Below are 19,031 nucleotides of genomic sequence, written 5' to 3' on the forward strand. Positions count from 1 at the left end.
CTTATGAGTTCTGCAAGGTTATAATATTGATAAGTACTCAGTCTGTCACAAACAACTGTTTTCGCGCATTTATATCTATAGAAGCAGAAACAATATCATTTGCATTGTCTAATACGGAACGATCTAAAGATGCTAAGTAAGTATAAGTCGTTTTTTCATTATTGTGACCTAAACTTTCACTTATTACCCATATAGGCAGATTCTCCTTTTTAGCCATTGTCGCCCAACTATGACGGGATACATGTGTGGATAAGGATTTATCAATATTGGCTTTAGCTGCTAATATCTTGAGATACCGATTTTGTTGGCGCAACCCACTCTCATAGTACAATCGTTTGGACTTATTATCATCGTGAATAATAGGAAATAAATAAGGAGAGTTCTTCACATCGTTAGCAAAGCTGTCTATCAGTAATTGTAATCGGGGTGTGATCTTAATTTCAATCAATTGGCCTGTTTTTTTTCGATAATAACGGATGAGCTCCCCTTGAATATTATCTTTGCGCAAATATGCCATATCTACAAAACTCATACCGCGGGTATGAAAACAAAAGAAAAATAAACGCCAGGCTTTATACAGACTCTCATCATTTACTGAATTAACTGCTTTTTCACTGTCGGGAAATTGAGAGAATTTCAGGTTATGCAGTCGCAGAATTTCATCCTGATCAAGCGCTCGTTTCCGTGTTTTATCTACTCCGGTATAGACTTCCCAAAATGGGTTTTCGTTCTTATTCTCTACAAATCCTTTGCGAACGGCTTTATTATAAATAGCTCGTAGATTTCGCATGTAAAAAGAAATAGTATTCAAACTACGTCCTTTTTCTTTCATAGAGCGCTCATAGTTTCGAATAAGAAAGTTGTCAATTTGAATCATAGGAATATCTTTCCCTTTATTGAATTCTATAAGTCCATAAGCCGCAGTTCGGTAAGCCCGGGCCGTACGCTCTTGTCCGAGGCGGATTAATTCACAAGATAATTGCCTAACCAGTTGCTGAAGACTTATATCAGAGGAATCGTCTCTAAAATGGAGGGCAATATCCTCCACATCATAATGTCCATCTTTCTCCAATGCACACACAGTCTGTTCAAACAGACTTTTACTTTGTTTCAAATACTTTTCTGCTTGAAGCACATACGATTCTCTATCAGGATATTTATGCACTATTCGTTGCTGAACAGCATCCCATTCTTCAGGATATAATTTGAACGGAATACTTAACTGTTTAATTTTTCGATGATGGATGAATCTCATATTCAAACTCCCAACATAATCCGCTCCTCGAGATGAGGAACGGTAGATAAAAGACATAGTCGCCATTATTAAGCTCTTTATATAAATACTAAAAAATTAATTACTCAAATATTTTAAATAGATTCATGTGGTATTAATAGTCACACTCTTGAGACATATTCTATGATAAGACAAAATATATGTATGGGAATTACTTTCCCTATATAATTATAAAATCAGCCTCCCTCGACTCAACTTAAGCAGGGAGATGATGAATCTCCATATTCGGATATATAAATGCCTGACATTGTCAATATAGGGAATGCCCTGGTCTCTACCTTCGTATGTTTAAAAGCTTTTTTTAATGTTTTTAGACGGATAAGAAATACTCTTTTGCATAGGCTATCCTATAAGATTTACATATTTAAAGCCTATAATCCTTCCTCAGAAATCTGTTTGTAAGCAATTATGATCTAAAAGCTATATGGAGAATCATATAGCGATACCAAACAAACCGAAATCATCGTAAAGAGGATAGTGTCTCTTACCGTAGTCTTCACATTCTTAAAAAAAATTTTATATCTTCTTTTGTCTGTCGTCTTTTGGCCTCATCTCTCTTTAATAGTAACCTTTGTTTCGTTAGGAAGCAAACCCAATGAGTGAAGCAAACCGTAAATCCTGGATTGTTTATACTTAATCCAGTATTGGATTGTATAAATTCCTCTGTAATAATATTTATCAGTACTAATATATAAACCCGCAATATGCAGAATCCTACTTTAGGGATTCTTTAAGAAACTCTTTCTTTTCCCAATTAAACGTAGCGGATTCACCTTTACTGAATCGAAAAAACAATATAAAGCCTTATCTTAAATTTGTATTTACCAGTATAACTTACTCTAAGCTATAGTCATTTTTCTTTATGGTCTATGATTTTATATGAATTAGACATAAAGATAATAAGAATATATGTATGTCCTATTTATCCGGAAGCTTTTAATCTGCCTTTTTCTGAAATAGACGATTGTTCGTCATATTTTAAATTAAAAAAACCGCTAAAAATAGCGGTTTTTCTTTGTGGAGCTGGAGGAAACGTATCTCCTACTCTATCCCCCTATAAATGAACATTTTAAAATTCTGAAATTTTGACTGTTCCCGAATTCAGCAGTGCCTGATTCCGCAAAACTAAATGAACGTCATACAGCTACAAAAATAGATATTTTTTTCAATAAAGCAAAACTTTTATACTATTGTTTTTCAGTAGATTATAGACAATAATTTGAACAGCACTTCTTTTTTGTTGGTGGAGTAGAACTTTTATTCAAAGTGATTATTTGCAACAATACTCTAAATAATCTATCCTTACAAATTTTCCTAATTTAGAATAGTGTTAAAAATTACTTAATTACAATTAATTATTTAACCTAAAAGTAAGTATATTTTATCCCAAATACCTTTTTAATAAGGTTTTTCACGAAAATTATATACCAAAAACTATAAACTCTGGTCATGGAGAGTTCTGTACCATTTACTCTGCAATTTGGGGAATAGCGTCTGCCAAATTGAAAATATCCGATAATAAAAATCTATTTTATTTCGATATATTCTTTTGAAAGGTATATCTCTTGGCACCGGCTATGTAAATCTGCTCTTTGGCTGCCATATATAACGAGGTGAATAAAATATTGTTTATTCCCTATATATCATTATTTATATATCTCCAATATCTGCTCAATAATCTTTATAAGGGAGTTTGTCTCTTCTTCTATCCATTCACCTTTTTTTATAAGAGATTGTATAAGTTGCTGCTGACTGGAAGTATATAAACGTTCCGTCAAACCTGAAAAGTGTAATTTAGAATTCCACTCGCTAGCATGATGTTCTTCTGTTTCTTTTATACTTACGGAAAGACCATTAGGCGTAATTAATTGTAGCTCTGTAGTCTTATTTTGTTGATTTTGAATGATTCCATACAGTCTTTCATAAATTTTTAAACCATCAAAATCCCAGTCACACAGATAATAAATAGGATAATCTATTTTGTCCAATCGCTCAATAGGGGCTGTATTATTTCCTCCCGTATACCATAATTCCACATTATATTCGCGGGCAATGTCTAACTTTAGAAATTTAAAATTCTCACATAGAATAATACACTTAGGGGATGGACAAGGGACACGATAAAATCCCTGATTATCATTTTCAGGAAATCTGTCAACCCCTAATATCTTTAAAACTGCATTTTCAAGAACTGAGCTTTTCTTTATATGTTTTCCAGCTTTAAAGAATTTACCTGATACCCCATTGCGACTTTCTTTTCCTTCCTTTATATTCTCTGCGATTTCACACAAAAAAGGGGATAAAGACAGTTCCATCAGGCATTGTATCTCAAACTCTGTATAGTTTTTATAGGGTGATAGCAAGTCATATTTTTCCAGAAAAGGATAATAGCAGTCATACAACAGATCAAATTGTTCCTTTTCGTACTCCCTCTTAAATTTTGGATTAGCCAAGATGATGTTTTTAGCTCTACCTTTGTATGTAATCATACGTTTCTGAAAGAGAAAATCTACATACGGATTTTGTTCTATCCTGCTGGTCGTGCGCCCTGATGTGTATAACTCTTTGAAGGCTTTAATATCCCGCCAACTCAGTTCCTTATTCACCATCTGCTGTTGTAGTTATAGTTTCTACCCCTTTGCCTTCGTCAAAAATAGCATTCACACATATCCGTCCGTTTGCACCACTGGTCCCACTTAATAAATATTGATAGCGCCCCGAATCATAATAATCATCAATTGGTAATATTGACATGACAATAAGTTGATAATCGTTTTGCCGGGCTATTTTTTCCAGAAGATAGAAATTACTACCAGAACTTTCTCCTTCATCGATAGGCATAAAACGTAATCCTTTCGTTTCTTTTTTACCGTTATTTCTTTCTATAAGTGACATGCGTGCTATGCAGAGTAAAGAAACCGCTGCATAGACCTGACCTGAGCTCCCTCCGTTCACCTCGCCGTCTTCCGTAACCATACGGAAGTCGATATCAAAGTATCGTAAAGGATTCAGCAGGTGCTCAATCTGTATATTTTTTGCTTGTCCTCCACATTGATGATATGCTTTTTTCATCATTAGGGCAATGTCTATTTCTTCCAGCAAATCAGCAAATAAACCTGTATTAACATGTAAATTGTCGAGGTATTCATCTAACTGCCTCAAAAAAACAGTAATCCACTCCACAGGATACATTTCAGAATAAACCGGTTTCATTTGTAATTTAATGCCCTGTGATATTTCATACTCATTTTTCTTAAAGAAGCTGCCCATTTCATCAATAGCAGTCATATAATTAATAGTAGTCTCTTCTACTTGTTCAAACAGGTCTTTCAGCATATTTAGTTTACGGTCACCCAGTCGGGTGAACTCTTCTGTTATCTCTTTCAGATAAGCTGCAATCTCATCGAGTACCTTATTTTCGTCGTTCAAAATCCGGTCTACCAGTTCAGAACGTAAAATGGAACGGCTTAAGTGAAGAAAGTCTTCGGAGTTTTCAAATTGAGCATGTGCAGATTCGGGAATATATTGTTCAACAATACTTTTATATTCCTTTAAATACCACTCCTTTTTTGTTTTATAAGCAACTCCTTCCTCCTCTTCCGGATGATTGTAGAGCCCCTCATACTGTTGTAGTTGAACCTCAAACTTTTCATCAATCAAGGATTCATACACAACTATTGCTTTGTTGTATATAAGGCTTTCCTGCTCTAAAAGTATTTCATCATTACCAATCTCTTTCTCACCATATTCTATATGCGTTTCACATTTCTGTATCTCTCCAACTAATTGTAGTTCCGGTAGATCAGATAAAGAAGATAGAGCCTTTAATTCTTCCGGTTTGAATTGATAGTTCTGCATTTCTCCTTCTTTTTTCTCCAATTCCGTAGAATAGTCGCAAGATAGAGATTTCAGTTTCTGACGGAGGTTTTCTGTATCCGGTGTCATGTTTGTATCACTTACATACCCGGCAATCTCTTTTAATTGAAATTGATATACTTTACTATTATCCTTATAGTTTTTCTTTGCATTCTCAAGCCGTTCGTAGTGAGTGGCCAAATGCTTTATAGCTTCTCCCTGTGTTGTATAAAGATGAATCTGCCGTTGAAACTGCTCACTGTTTTTATTTTCGAACAAAGGTTCATTTTCATAAGCAAGAATTTCATTTTTGCAGTTATAGAGGCTAATTGTTTGTAACCCTATTTGATTAGCCAGTTTTTGTAATCGACTGATAATCTCGGCCTCTGCTGTAAGATGGTCGCATTCCTGTCGTGCACAGGCATAATGTGTCTGAAAAAAGGCTGTCAATTTTGCCCGGTCGGTAGTTGTGAAAAAATAATTGTCTACATATTCCACATATTCATGTATTCCCCCTAAGTCAATCCAGAACCCTTTTTTATCTACCTTATGAGTAGAGGCCTTCTGTAAAAGTCTTTCTGGACTAGCCACATACCGTAGGCGTGCTTCCAGATTTTCAGGGGTTATTGTTTTATGTGAACCGAAATGAACTAGTAAACTCTCCTCTTCGGGCGACATTTTCCAGGCATTATTTAATGCCCAAGCTGACAATGAATGAGAATCATTGATATCAGAAAACTTCATGAGCGACTGCTGATATGCTATCTTTTTTTCTAGTACTTCCAGTTGTTCTGCTGTTTTCTCTGTTGCCTTTCCAGCATCCTGCGCCCAGGGGGAGGAGAGAAATTGTTCCCACATCTTGTTTTGCCGGAGCAGAGACTCTAATTCTTTTAATCCCTTCCTAGCCTCACGGTTAGCATAATCATACTTAAATAAGTACTCTATTTTTTCAATAGAACCCTGTTTTTCTAATAACATCTCTATCTGGTCAATGATTGCTCTTTGCTTCTGGAACTCTTCCACCGAGCCAGATATTTCACAAGCTTTTTTCTCCCAGCCAGCAGATTCTTTTTCTATCACCAAACTTTCCCTGAGTCGCGTCTCAATTTCAGTCAAATCCTGCTGTTTATTCGCAATTTCCTGTATGTGCTTCCGCAACTCTTTCCGTTTTAGCAAAAGAAGTGCTCCCTGGTATTGTCTTATTCGGGACTTATATCCTTCAACTTCTGCTTTTTTTTCTGTAATACGTTGGTTGCATTGTTCTTTTTTCCGGAAACTGCTCACCACTCGGGACAGAAAATAAATCCGTTCAGCTTCTGTTTTTTGGTCTTTCAGGTTTTTCAGATGAGTCAGTTGTTTTTCTTTTTTTCTCACCTCATGCAATGTATCATTCATCCGCTCATGATCATGCAGGTCAGCCTCCATTTCGGCTAATTGATTCTGGAAATTAGCATAAATCTCTTTCCCTTTTTCTTCTGTAAAAAAGAATTTCTTAAGGTATTCAGAGTCATATTTGAATCCCCTGCCCCGGGAAAAAGAGCGTAGTGTTTGTGCATAATTTTTCAGTTGCTGACTGGTATATACATTTACAGGAAGTAATTCATAATTCATTAAATACTCATGATATTTTTTCAAGGGCATTTTCTGGCATAGCACTCTTCCTCGTAAGATTTCTGTAAGTTCGTCAATATCCGGAATAATATTCCCCTGTAATATGGATTTATAGGAGAATGATTCGTCTAAGGGTATATATGTCTCCCAATTATAGCCTTGTTGTATCATAAAAGGTTCTACCATACTACCGTTAAGAAACATACCGAAAACAAGGAATTTTCCTTCCTGTACCTCTGCATTTACAAAAACATATCCATACCGGTCAATCGTCAGAGTCTTAAGAGGCCGGTCATCTGTCGATTCTGTAGCCGGGCGATACTCATTTTTACCAACAAATATGAGTTGGAACATATCGGCCACAATGGATTTCCCAATCCCGCTATCTCCGGAAATGTCTGTCCGGAAAGGGTGCAAATCATAGTCGGCCATTACATGTTTTTTGATTCCTAGTAAAGAGATACGGTATAAACGGGGTAATTTTTTAGCCATGGTTTTTCCGGATTATTTCTTCAATATTTCTGATTTCTTTTTCATATAGCAAAAACAAACGGCGCGAAGAGGGCAGTAGTTCAAACTCACCGCTTTCACTATCGAAATAAATCCATCCCAGCGTATAAAACTCCTCCAGGGCAGACCTTACGATTGCGGTTATTGTATTATAATCAGCATCTGTTACAAATTCAGAATCATTTTTAGTCAAAAGCCGTACCAGATTGACATGATAGTTTTCATACTGTTCCCGAATGATACGCAAGAAACCGTCCAGCGTATGCCTCTCTTCTACCTGCCCGTCCAGGTCATAGATATTCAGCATTAGAAACCCAATAACCAGATAGGCATCTTTCAGATAGCGCCTGTTTAATAACGGAATATTCCCCCGACGGTATTTGCCATTTTCATCCTGTTCAAAATCAATAAAAAAGTATTCAAAATCACCCTGTCCGTCACAGGTAAGCATAAACTCAAATAAATCCCGATAGTATTCTTTTAATCCGGGGTAAGCCTTCCTGACGTATTGAAAAATCCCGGCAGGACGAGTTTGCTTCTGTATGTGGACATTGTTTTTTAAATAATAATCCACTTTTGCAAAATACTCTTTTGTCTCAGGAAAGGAAAAGAACGCATAGTTCACTTCTTCCTGTAAATAATCGTTTTCCATATAGAGATTGAAGGGTATTGATGGTTACTTATTTTTTCTTCGGATGTTTCTACTTTATACATTTTGTCCCGGTTATAAAATGTCATAACCAGAGATGTTAAACGGGAGAGAATATTAATATTCCCTTTTTCTTTTATTAATAGATTATGAAACCACGCAGAATAATCAACCGTGCCCGTACTATCCAGCATTTGCTGTAATTCTTTCCGATAATACCGGATTTTCTCCCTTGTTTGGTGAAGTTGTTGATCTTTCTGGTAAGCCTCATCTATTTCATCATGGGAGATGGCGATATAGCGAAACTTATTTTTCCCTGGCAATGTTTTCCCTTCTTCCCATTGTTCTTTTACAATAGTAAACCGCATTACTTCGTCCGCCTTGATTATTTTAGGCGGAATAGCGGGCGGCAATGCAACCTCACTTTTTACATGCCGGCTTTCTGTAAGAAGATAGTTGAGGAATAATTTATATTTCTTATAAAAATCCTGCCTATTGATATCCCTGATAAACTCATTCAATTTAGGTTTCAGCATATCTATTTTACCATTTATTATACGAAGGTTTTTACGCAAGTCATTGAAATAAACAATCACTTGGTTAGCCTCTTTATAATAGATATTTTCGCAGCCGCTGTTCTGATATTCCCTGAGTTTACGAGTAATATCATGTGATGAAGCAAAAGCATAGTTCATCTGTCCAGTCTTCTCTCGCAGCCCTGTCAACGTATCTAACATATTCCGTAACCGCTCAATATCGTATTCCCGGTCGGAAGCAACGATCTCCCGGAATTCAGCCACAGCTTTCCCCACTTGCCAGTCCAACGCAGCGATTTGCGAATCCAGCTTACTTGTATATAGCAGAAAAGTGTCCTCATACCATTCCTGAAAAAAGTCCGGTTGAAAGGCATTCAGCATAAACTTGAAATGTCTTTCAATCTCCGTGGGTTTAAAAGCCTCCTCCAAAAGTTCAGCTGGCCCTTTACAATAATTTTCAGCATAGGGTCGTAAACGATATGTACCCTTCTCTACATCACGCCACAAAAAATACTTTTGTAAATTTCGAATCAGTTCGTTCCAAGATTGATGCTTATTATTCTTTTCAGCGGGGTCTACATACTGCACAGATTTCATAATGTCATCTTCCGTAAAAGTAGAATCAATTTCCCCCATCTGCACCCGTTGATACAAATGAAAAATAATCAGGCTTACCTTTCTTCCCGGAAAGAGGTATCTAAACTCTTGTTTTATTTCTGTATAAACATTAAAATCTGACATTATCTAGATATTAAATTCTAAAAACAGACTTTTACAAATATAAATATTTATATATGAAATAATTTAAGTTAATCCCATATACTGGTTTTATACTTATTTATTTTTATTAAACCGACTGAAGTCCATATCTTCTTTAAATATTCTACTAAAAAAACTGTATTTCTCATATATAATAAAATAACACTAAAAGTCCTGAATTCATTCTAATATATCTCTATAATACAAATTCTAAAAAGCAATTATCCAGTTAATATATAAAACTTTATCTATCAAATCAAAGAGTTTTAGTAAGCAGACAAGGCCAGACAGTACATTATGTACTAAAAAATAATTCTAAAATAATTTGGAAGGATAAAGAAAAGTATATATGTTTGTATTTCCAAAACAGTACGCAGCGTACCAAATAAAATACAAAATGAAAATAAGATTGGGAAATATTGTTGACATCCGCCTAGGGGCATACTGCCAAACCGTTCCTTTTGGAGATATAAGATATCTACAATCGACAGATTATAATTTGAACAGAGAATTGATTCCCACAACTTCTATAACTCCGATGATATCTCTTGATTCAAAAAATAAAAAGCATATCTTAAGAAATAATGAAATTCTTTTTTCTGCTAAAGGGGTAAATAATTATTCAGTGGTATATAAACGTAATTACGAAAATGAATGCATAGCATCTTCTTCATTTTTAGTTCTTACTATCAATAATGAAAATAAAATTTCCCCGGAATACTTATGCTGGTTTCTAAACAATCCAGATACAATGAAGACCTTAAAGACGAGTTCTAAAGGTTCAGCAATACAATCAATAAGTAAAAGTTCCATTGAAGATTTGGAAATAATTATCCCATCGATAGAGAAGCAAAGATTAATAGTAGAGCTAGATACTTTAATTAAAGAAGAATTCAGGATACAAAATGAATTAAATACATTAAAAAAGCAATTATTAATAAAATCAATTAAATAGAAAATATGAGTGCAAAAAAAATAACTCAAAAGGAGATTAACAACATTGTATGGAAGGCTTGTGATACTTTTAGAGGAGTGATTGATCCCAGCCAATATAAAGATTATATACTAACAATGCTGTTCTTAAAATATGTAAGTGATGTCCATAAAGCAAAGTATAATGAATATTTGAGTAAATATGAAGGTGATAAAGAAAGGGCTGAAAGAGCTATGCGACGTGAAAGATTTATCGTGCCTGAGGAAAGTACATTTGACTATTTATTCGAAAGGCGTGGTGATATAAACATAGGCGAACTTATTAATATTGCTTTAATATCGCTAGAAGAAGCTAATAGGGATAAACTCGGTAGTGAAGACGGCAGTGGTGTCTTCAGAAATATTGATTTTAATAGTGGAAATCTTGGAGATATTAAAGAGAAAAATGTCCGCCTAAAAACTCTTTTACTGGATTTCAGTGATGACAAAATGGATTTATCCCCGGAGCATCTAGAAAATAATGACGTGATTGGCGATGCATATATGTACCTTATCGAGCACTTTGCCAGTGATGCAGGAAAGAAGGCTGGAGAGTTCTTTACACCAAAAGAAGTATCTACTCTATTGGCAAAATTGACAAGAAGTAAATCTGGAGCAAGGATATGTGACCCAACTTGTGGTTCCGGCTCATTACTGATTAAAGCAGGAAAAGAAGTTGGAAGCAATAATTTTTCATTATATGGTCAAGAAGTGAATGGAAGTACATGGGCATTGGCTAAAATGAATATGTTTTTACATGGATTTGATAATGCTATTATCCGTTGGGGCGATACACTACGAAATCCTAAGTTGCTGGAAGGAGATGCATTGATGAAATTTGACACAGTAGTTGCAAATCCTCCTTTTTCATTGGATAAATGGGGTGCCGATGAGGCTAAAACGGACAGGTATAATCGTTTCTGGCGAGAGATACCACCAAAAAGTAAGGGAGACTGGGCTTTCATCAGCCACATGGTCGAAGTAGCTTATGAAGGCAAAGGCAAAGTAGGAGTTGTAATTCCTCATGGAGTATTATTCCGAAGTGCAGGTGAAGGACGTATCCGCAAGCAGCTAATTGAAGAAAATTATCTGGAAGCGGTTATCGGATTACCAGCAAACTTATTCTATGGAACGGGTATACCTGCAGCGATAATCCTTTTCAACAAAGGAAAAAAAACAACTGATACATTATTTATTGATGCTTCTTCGGAATTTCTGAATGGGAAAAACCAGAATATACTTAGGGGAGAGGATATAAATCATATTCTGGATGTTTACGAAAAATTCAAGGATGGAGGTTTTAAACCGGGTGTCGTAGAAGAAAAATATGCTTATGTTGCAACGCTCGATGAAATCCGCGAAAACGATTACAACCTTAATATTCCCCGCTATGTAGATACATTTGAGGAAGAAGAGGAAATAGATATCAAAACTGTACAAAAGCAGATTGCAGATTTAGAGCATCAGTTATCTGATATACAAAAGGAAATGGATGACTATCTAAGAGAACTAGGATTTTAATAGATAAAGAATGAAGGAAAACAAAAATATACCTGTTGGATATAAGGATAGTCCTGTTGGGGTTATTCCGAAGGATTGGGAAATATATGATTTAAGATCAGTCGCAACATTTATTAACGGCAGGGCGTATAAACAAGAAGAATTATTAGAAGAAGGGAAATATAAAGTCCTTCGTGTCGGAAATTTTTTCACTAATGACAAATGGTATTATTCCAATTTAGAATTACCAGAAGATAAATATGCCGATTTTGGAGATTTACTTTATGCCTGGTCAGCCTCGTTTGGCCCCCAATTTTGGTTTGATAACAAAATTATATACCATTATCATATCTGGAAGATAGTGCCATCAAATATAATTACAAAACAATATTTATTTCATTTTTTAGATTTTGATGCACACAGACTAAAAACTAAAATTCAAGGGGGAACAATGGCTCACATTACAAAAAGTGAGATGGAAGATCGAAAAATATATCTACCATTAGTTCCAGAACAAAAGAAGATTGCTGAAATATTATCCATATGGGATAATGCTATAGAAGTACAAAGCAAATTAGTTGACAAATTAAAGCTTCGCAAACAAGCTCTTATGCAACAGCTTCTTACAGGGAAGAGACGGTTAAAAGGATTTGATAAGGAATGGAAAGAATATAGACTGGGAGAAATATTTGAAAGGGTAACTCGAAAAAATAATTCTGGAAATACTAATATTGTTACAATCTCCGCTCAAAGAGGCTTTGTTAAGCAAAATGATTTCTTCAAGAAAACTGTAGCAAGTGAAATGTTGGATAATTATTTCTTAATATATAAAGGTGAGTTTTGCTATAATAAAAGCTACTCTAACGGTTATCCGATGGGAGCTACAAAACGTCTCACAAACTTCAATAGCGCTGTTGTTACAACTTTATATATATGTTTCAAACTAATAGGAGATCAATATTACTCAGGAGATTTTTTTGAACACTTTTTTGAAGCTAACCTACTAAACAAAGGATTGTTAAAAATAGCACATGAAGGAGGTAGAGCTCATGGTTTACTAAATGTTACTCCAAACGATTTTTTTAATATCCATATTAAAATCCCTTTATTTGAAGAACAAACAGCAATGGCCAACATACTATCTACTGCCGATAAAGAGATAGAGATAGCCAATGTAAAACTAGACAAATTACGGGAACAGAAGAAAGGTCTTATGCAACAGCTGTTAACAGGTAAAAAACGAGTAAAACTAAATTAATTAAAAAGCATATGGCAAAGAAGACGAAAAAAATAATAGCATTAATCTATGACTTTGACGGAACCTTATCTCCGGGCAATATGCAGGAATTTGGTTTTATGAAAGCCATCGGTAACGACAAAAGAGCTTTTTGGTCTGAAAACACTCAGCTTTCTACCCAAAATGATGCAAGCGAAATTCTTTGCTATATGCATTTAATGATAAAATATGCCAATTCTAAAAATATTTCATTGAAAAGGACTTCCTTCCAAAGCTTCGGAAAAGATATAGAACTGTTCAAAGGTGTGGAAGAATGGTTCTCCCTGATTAACGAATATGGAAAATCGAAAGGGGTTATAATTGAACATTATATCAATTCTTCCGGCTTAAAGGAGATAATAGAAGGAACTCCTATTGCAAAAGAGTTTAAAAATATTTTTGCCTGTTCCTATATGTACGATGTAGATGGCAGAGCCCATTGGCCGGCGGTAGCTGTAGATTATACAGCCAAAACTCAATTTCTCTTTAAGATAAACAAAGGAATAGAGAGCGTCCGCGACAATAAGGAAATAAACAAATATGTGCCGGAACAAGAACGTAAAATACCATTCAGGCATATGATATATTTCGGCGATGGAGAGACTGACATACCTTGTATGAAACTGATTAAGCAGCAAGGAGGGCATTCTATTGCTGTATACAAACCTCGTGACAGAAAAAAGAAAACTGTTGCTGAAAAACTGATAAATGAAAATAGAGTAAATTTTGTATGTTCTGCTGATTATTCTCAAGATAAAGAGATGTATAAAGTGGTAACAAAGATTATCGATAGAATAGTATCAGAGGTAGACTTTACGGATTTGCTAGCAGAACACAAAGAAAAAGCAAAAGAATCTAATACTACTCAACCATGATATCATTCAAAGAAGACCATATCAGCCAGATTCCTGCTTTGCAATTATTGCAGAAGCTGGGTTATATTTACCTTACTCCCGATGAAGTAAATAATTTGAGAGGAGGTAGTAGGACTCAAGTATTATTAGAACCAATACTTCGTAAACAACTAAGGGAGATAAACTCAATACAGTTTCGTTTGTCAAAGGAGGTAATGTTTACTGACCAAAATATAGAAAATGGGATAGAAGCATTGCGTAAAATTCCAATTGAAGAAGGATATATTTCTGCGAACGAATATGTTTATAATCTATTGACATTAGGAAAATCTTTGGAACAAAGCATTGATGGAGATAAAAAAAGTTACAATCTCCACTATATAGATTGGGATAATATAGAAAATAATATATTCCATGTAACAGAGGAGTTTGTTGTCAATCGTACAAGAATTAACGACACCTATCGTCCTGATATTGTTCTGTTTGTAAATGGTATTCCATTGGGAATAATAGAATGCAAGCGACCTGATGTAAAAGATTCACTTGAACAATCTATATCCCAGCATCTTCGCAACCAGAAAGATGATGGAATAAGGGGACTATACGCTTATTCAGCTTTATTATTAGGCATTGCAACCACTTCTTCAAAATATGCCACTACGGGTACACCTGAAGAGTTCTGGAGTATTTGGCGTGAGCAATTTGACAGTAAAATTGAAGAAGAAAATTATAATAATAAGCTATTCAAACTTGTAAATAGACCTCTTTCAGACAAAAAGAAAGATAAACTATTTAACTATCGTTATGCTTACGTTCGTTCTTATTTTGACGAAAAAGAGCAACAAACCATCCTTCCTTGCAACCAGGATAAAACCATATATAATCTATGCAGGCCAGATCGTTTATTGGAACTGTTATTCAGTTTCACCATTTACGAAGATGGAGTAAAAAAGCTAGCACGTTATCAACAATATTTTGTTGTAAAGAAAACGATGCAAAGGATAGACAGGCTTGATGGAGGTAAGCGTAAAGGAGGCGTTATATGGCATACACAAGGAAGTGGAAAATCTCTTACAATGGTAATGCTTGCACAAGCTATCGTTTTGAATAAAACCATCAGAAATTCTAAAATTATATTAGTAACAGACCGTACCGATCTTGACAGGCAAATTACAGCTACACTAAAAAAATGTGGTACTTATGCCGAAAATGCTACTACGGGGAAAAATCTTACAGAATTGTTGCAAAGCAAGAGTGATGCAGTAATAACAACTGTTATAAATAAATTTGAAACTGCTGTAAGAGGAATAAAAGAGCCATTGGATAGTCCTAATATATTTGTATTGGTTGATGAAGGGCATCGTACACAATATGGAGAATTAAGTATCCAAATGAGAAAAACCTTGCCTAATGCTTGCTTCATTGCTTTTACGGGAACTCCACTTATGAAGAAAGAAAAAAATACAGCTTCAAGATTTGGAGGAATGATTACACCTGTATATACAGTTAATCAAGCAGTTGAAGACAAAGCTGTTGTACCATTATTGTATGAGGGACGGATCGTTCCTTTGGACGTTCACGAAAAACCTATTGACAATTATTTTACAAAAATTAGTGAACCGTTAACAGATTATGAGCGAATTGATTTAAAAAGGAAGTTCAGCCGGGCTGACCAGATAAACCAGTCGGACCAGCGTATTTATGCTATTGCTTGGAATATTTCGGAGCATTTTAAAGAAAACTGGCAAGAAACTAAGTTCAAAGGACAGTTAGTCTGTCCTTTGAAAAAAATAGCAATCAAATATAAACAGTTTTTTGATGAAATAGGTATTATTTCGACAGAAGTACTTATCACACCTCCTGACACAAGGGAAGGAGAAGATACAGCTTATGGAGATAGCTCTAGTATAGTAAATTCATTTTGGAAAAAAATGATGGACGAACATGGTTCTGCGAAAAAATATGAAGAAAACCTGATAAATCGCTTCAAGAATAATGATAAACCTGAAATTATTATTGTAGTCGACAAACTCTTGACAGGATTTGACGAGCCTAAAAATACCGTATTATATATTGATCGAAAGCTAAAAGAACACACTCTACTTCAAGCAATTGCAAGAGTTAACAGAGTTTGCGAAGATAAAGACTTTGGATTCATTATTGATTACTATGGAGTTCTAGATCCTTTAAATAATGCTTTAGATGTATATTCAGAATTCGATCCATCGGATTTAGATGGAACCATAATTGATGTGAGTGAAGAAATAAAGGCACTGCCTCAAAAATATTCAGAATTATGGGATATCTTCAAAAGTATAGCGAATAAAAGAGATCTTGAAGCATATGCTCAACTACTAAGATTAGAAGATATACGCCAAAACTTTTATGATAAATTAGTCGCATACACCCGGACATTAAAAATCGCGTTATCATCTATTAATTTTCATAATCAGACTCCTGAAGATGAAATAAAACGGTATAAAGATGATTTAGCTATGTTTTTAAAATTGAGAAGTAGTGTGCAGAAAAGATATTCGGATAATATTGATTATAAAAAGTATGAAGGGCAGATACAGAAACTAATCAATACCCATATTGAAAGCGGAGAAGTAAAAATAGTAACAGATTTGGTAAATATTTTCGATAAAGAAAAATTCTCTGAAGAGGTTGAGAAAGTAATTGGAAAAGCAGCAAAAGCAGATACTATTGCTTCCCGAACAGCAAAGCATATCACTGAGAAGATGGATTATGATCCTATTTTTTATAAGAAATTCTCTGAATTGCTAAAAGAAACAATTAAAGCATATGAACAAGGCCGAATTGATGAAGCTGAATATCTAAGAAGAGTTACAGAGCAAATGAATGCCGTTATATCACATTCAGATAAAAATATTCCTCAAATTCTAACTAATAATAATGCTGCAAGAGCATATTATGGTTTGGTATTTGAATATTTGGGCTCCGTAAAAGAAATAAATATAAAGACAGAGTTAATAGATGTCATTACAACTGTCGCTTTGGACCTGGATAATATTATAAAAAAACATATCTATGATCAAGAACAGCTGATTATAGAATGGAATTTTAAAAGTAATATTACTGGTCCGATGAAAATCGAAATGGAAGATTATCTAATAGATGAAGTAAAACGTAAATATGATATTCCTTTATCTTTTGATGACATGGATGTTCTTATTGAACAATGTGTAAAAGTAGCTAACCTACAATTTAAATGACTCTATCTAAAATAACATACGGAAATACGGAAATTGCTTATAATATAAGTTATTGCAATAGAAAAACGTTGGGAATAACTGTAAATCCAGACTCTACTGTACTCATCAAAGCACCTATAGATTCAGGCTTAGAGCAAATTGAGCAAAAGGTAAGAAAAAGAGCAAAGTGGATTCTGAAACAACAACTTTTTTTTAAGTCCTTTGGAGACAGGTTACCTCCACGCAGATATGTCAGTGGAGAGTCTCATTTTTATTTAGGTCGTCAATATATATTGAAAGTAATAATCGGTCATAATAACCAAGTAAAGTACAAAGGTCGATTTATTGAGGTTACTTGCACAAATAAAATAAAAGTAAAAGCACTATTGGACCAGTGGTATAGAGAACGAGCAAAAATTAAATTTGCAGAAATAGCAGAGCCCTTAATACAACAATTTAGAAAATATAAAGTAGAACCTTCATCTATATTTATACAAGAAATGCAAACTCGTTGGGGGAGCTGCACCAATAAAAGAAAGATAATTTTAAATACTGAGTTAATTAAAGTACCCAAGCCTTGTATTGAATACGTAATAATTCACGAATTATGTCATTTAATATATCAAGGACATACGAAAGAGTTTTATAAACTACTTGGAAATGAAATGCCAAGTTGGAGTAAATGGAAAAATAAATTAGAAATGTTTTTATAATAATCAATACCTATGATCAAAATACCTTTATATCCAGATTACAGTACAGTTTCAATGCTATTAAAAATAATAGATGGTATGCCTGTGGCCGATTTCAAAAATATGTGGAATACTATTTGGAACTTAAGAGGGACTCCCCAAAACACTGTTGATTGGAAAGATCCAGATACATGGATTAATGATAGATTAATAGGTAAAGACAGGGAAGTGGCCTCCAAAATATGGTCTGATAGCCGAAAAACTGTAAATCCTCGTTGGATTAGAGGCGATCAGTTTTTGATGAATGTATATAATTTAATTGAAGAAAAGAATGGATTATACACACAAACGGAAGATGGAAAAAATTTTAGCAGTAGCATTGAGAATTCTGTAATTTCACGTATTGATCTTGAGGAAGGATTAATCCAAATATTACTTCAGTTATCTCTGATTGGAAAGGGTAAACGAGCTGATTTAATGGAAGACTGGGTAGAGTATACTAAGATAAATTCAAATCTCAAACAAGATACTTCTATTAAAAGTTACTTATTATATAGATTAACAAATTTAATTGATAGAGGTTATATAAAAAGAGAAGGTAATACATATGCAATTACAGCTAGAGGTATAAATTATCTAGAATCAGTTAGGCAATCAAATCCGAATCCGATCAATAATAAAGAAACAGATTTAAATTACGAGGTTGAAAAATTTATTACTGAGCAAAGAAAACTTTTAAAAGATTTTTTAGCACGTACTACTCCATATCAGTTTGAACATATTATAAAAGATTTACTAACAGCAATGGGATATGAAGATGTACAGGTTACATCACCGACTAATGATAAAGGTATTGATGTTACTGGTATTAGTCAAAATGGAATAACTACAGTAAAGGAAGTTATTCAAGTAAAAAGGAATACTACCTCAAACATAACGCGTCCAATATTAGACAGTTTGAGAGGATGCTTACATCGCTTCGATGCTTTTCAAGGAACAATAATCACACTTTCTGATTTTGCTAAAGGGGCTAAAGATGCTGCTTTTGAAAAGGGAGCTGCACCACTTACCTTAATAAATGGAGAGAAACTCATAGATTTGCTTATTCAATATGAAATCGGAATCAATAGAAAACGGTTTATTTATTATACTATTGATGAAAGTTATTTTAAAAGTGAAAGTGATGATATAGAATGATTAATTACAGACACAGATAATTGTGAAAAATATAGAATATTACATCTCCTGTTTTAAGAAATTAAAAAGAGCCCCTAATCTAGGAGGAGCTCCTCATAAACCGATTCTTCT

General features: G+C 34.3%; 12 protein-coding genes. 7 read left to right on the top strand and 5 right to left on the bottom strand.

What is annotated here, in order from left to right:
- Window positions 1-37: 37 nt before the first annotated feature.
- The 5 genes from IR083_RS14680 to IR083_RS14700 form a co-directional block, all read right to left on the bottom strand.
- A complete protein-coding gene (locus IR083_RS14680; protein ID WP_194224878.1) occupies window positions 38-1,312 on the bottom strand; it encodes a site-specific integrase in 1,275 nt (424 codons plus the stop codon).
- Between the two features lie 1,628 nt (window positions 1,313-2,940).
- Complete coding sequence (locus tag IR083_RS14685; protein WP_194224879.1) at window positions 2,941-3,903, bottom strand: hypothetical protein; 963 nt, start codon at window positions 3,901-3,903, stop codon at window positions 2,941-2,943.
- Entirely contained in the window at window positions 3,893-7,252 is a 3,360-nt protein-coding gene (locus tag IR083_RS14690; RefSeq protein ID WP_194224880.1) for a hypothetical protein, read from the bottom strand. Before IR083_RS14690 ends, IR083_RS14685 begins: the two co-directional genes overlap by 11 nt.
- On the bottom strand, window positions 7,245-7,922 hold the full coding sequence (locus IR083_RS14695; RefSeq protein ID WP_194224881.1) for a condensin complex protein MksE: 678 nt from the start codon (window positions 7,920-7,922) through the stop codon (window positions 7,245-7,247). Before IR083_RS14695 ends, IR083_RS14690 begins: the two co-directional genes overlap by 8 nt.
- Entirely contained in the window at window positions 7,892-9,196 is a 1,305-nt protein-coding gene (locus IR083_RS14700; RefSeq protein ID WP_194224882.1) for a hypothetical protein, read from the bottom strand. Before IR083_RS14700 ends, IR083_RS14695 begins: the two co-directional genes overlap by 31 nt.
- Before the next feature lie 415 nt (window positions 9,197-9,611).
- Here IR083_RS14700 and IR083_RS14705 point away from each other — a divergent pair, with 415 nt between their 5' ends.
- The 7 genes from IR083_RS14705 to IR083_RS14735 are packed head-to-tail and all read left to right on the top strand — an operon-like array spanning window position 9,612 to window position 18,920.
- Entirely contained in the window at window positions 9,612-10,169 is a 558-nt protein-coding gene (locus IR083_RS14705; RefSeq protein WP_194224883.1) for a restriction endonuclease subunit S, read from the top strand.
- Between the two features lie 5 nt (window positions 10,170-10,174).
- Window positions 10,175-11,707 (top strand): type I restriction-modification system subunit M, encoded by a 1,533-nt coding sequence (locus IR083_RS14710; RefSeq protein WP_194224884.1) that lies wholly within the window; start codon window positions 10,175-10,177, stop codon window positions 11,705-11,707.
- Between the two features lie 10 nt (window positions 11,708-11,717).
- Complete coding sequence (locus tag IR083_RS14715; RefSeq protein ID WP_194224885.1) at window positions 11,718-12,944, top strand: restriction endonuclease subunit S; 1,227 nt, start codon at window positions 11,718-11,720, stop codon at window positions 12,942-12,944.
- Window positions 12,945-12,955: 11 nt separating this feature from the next.
- The gene (locus IR083_RS14720; protein ID WP_194224886.1) at window positions 12,956-13,837 is read left to right on the top strand and encodes an HAD family hydrolase; all 882 of its coding nucleotides are present in this window, start codon (window positions 12,956-12,958) and stop codon (window positions 13,835-13,837) included.
- Window positions 13,834-17,052: a type I restriction endonuclease subunit R gene (locus IR083_RS14725; protein ID WP_194224887.1), complete on the top strand. Its 3,219-nt coding sequence runs from the start codon at window positions 13,834-13,836 to the stop codon at window positions 17,050-17,052. Before IR083_RS14720 ends, IR083_RS14725 begins: the two co-directional genes overlap by 4 nt.
- Window positions 17,049-17,744: a M48 family metallopeptidase gene (locus tag IR083_RS14730; RefSeq protein WP_194224888.1), complete on the top strand. Its 696-nt coding sequence runs from the start codon at window positions 17,049-17,051 to the stop codon at window positions 17,742-17,744. The genes IR083_RS14725 and IR083_RS14730 overlap by 4 nt, the downstream gene beginning before the upstream one ends.
- A gap of 12 nt (window positions 17,745-17,756) precedes the next feature.
- Window positions 17,757-18,920, top strand: coding sequence for a restriction endonuclease (locus IR083_RS14735; protein WP_194224889.1), 1,164 nt, complete (start codon window positions 17,757-17,759; stop codon window positions 18,918-18,920).
- Window positions 18,921-19,031 lie beyond the last annotated feature (111 nt).

Origin of the sequence: Dysgonomonas sp. GY75, from assembly GCF_015234155.1 — a bacterium.
Classification (GTDB): domain Bacteria; phylum Bacteroidota; class Bacteroidia; order Bacteroidales; family Dysgonomonadaceae; genus Dysgonomonas; species Dysgonomonas gadei.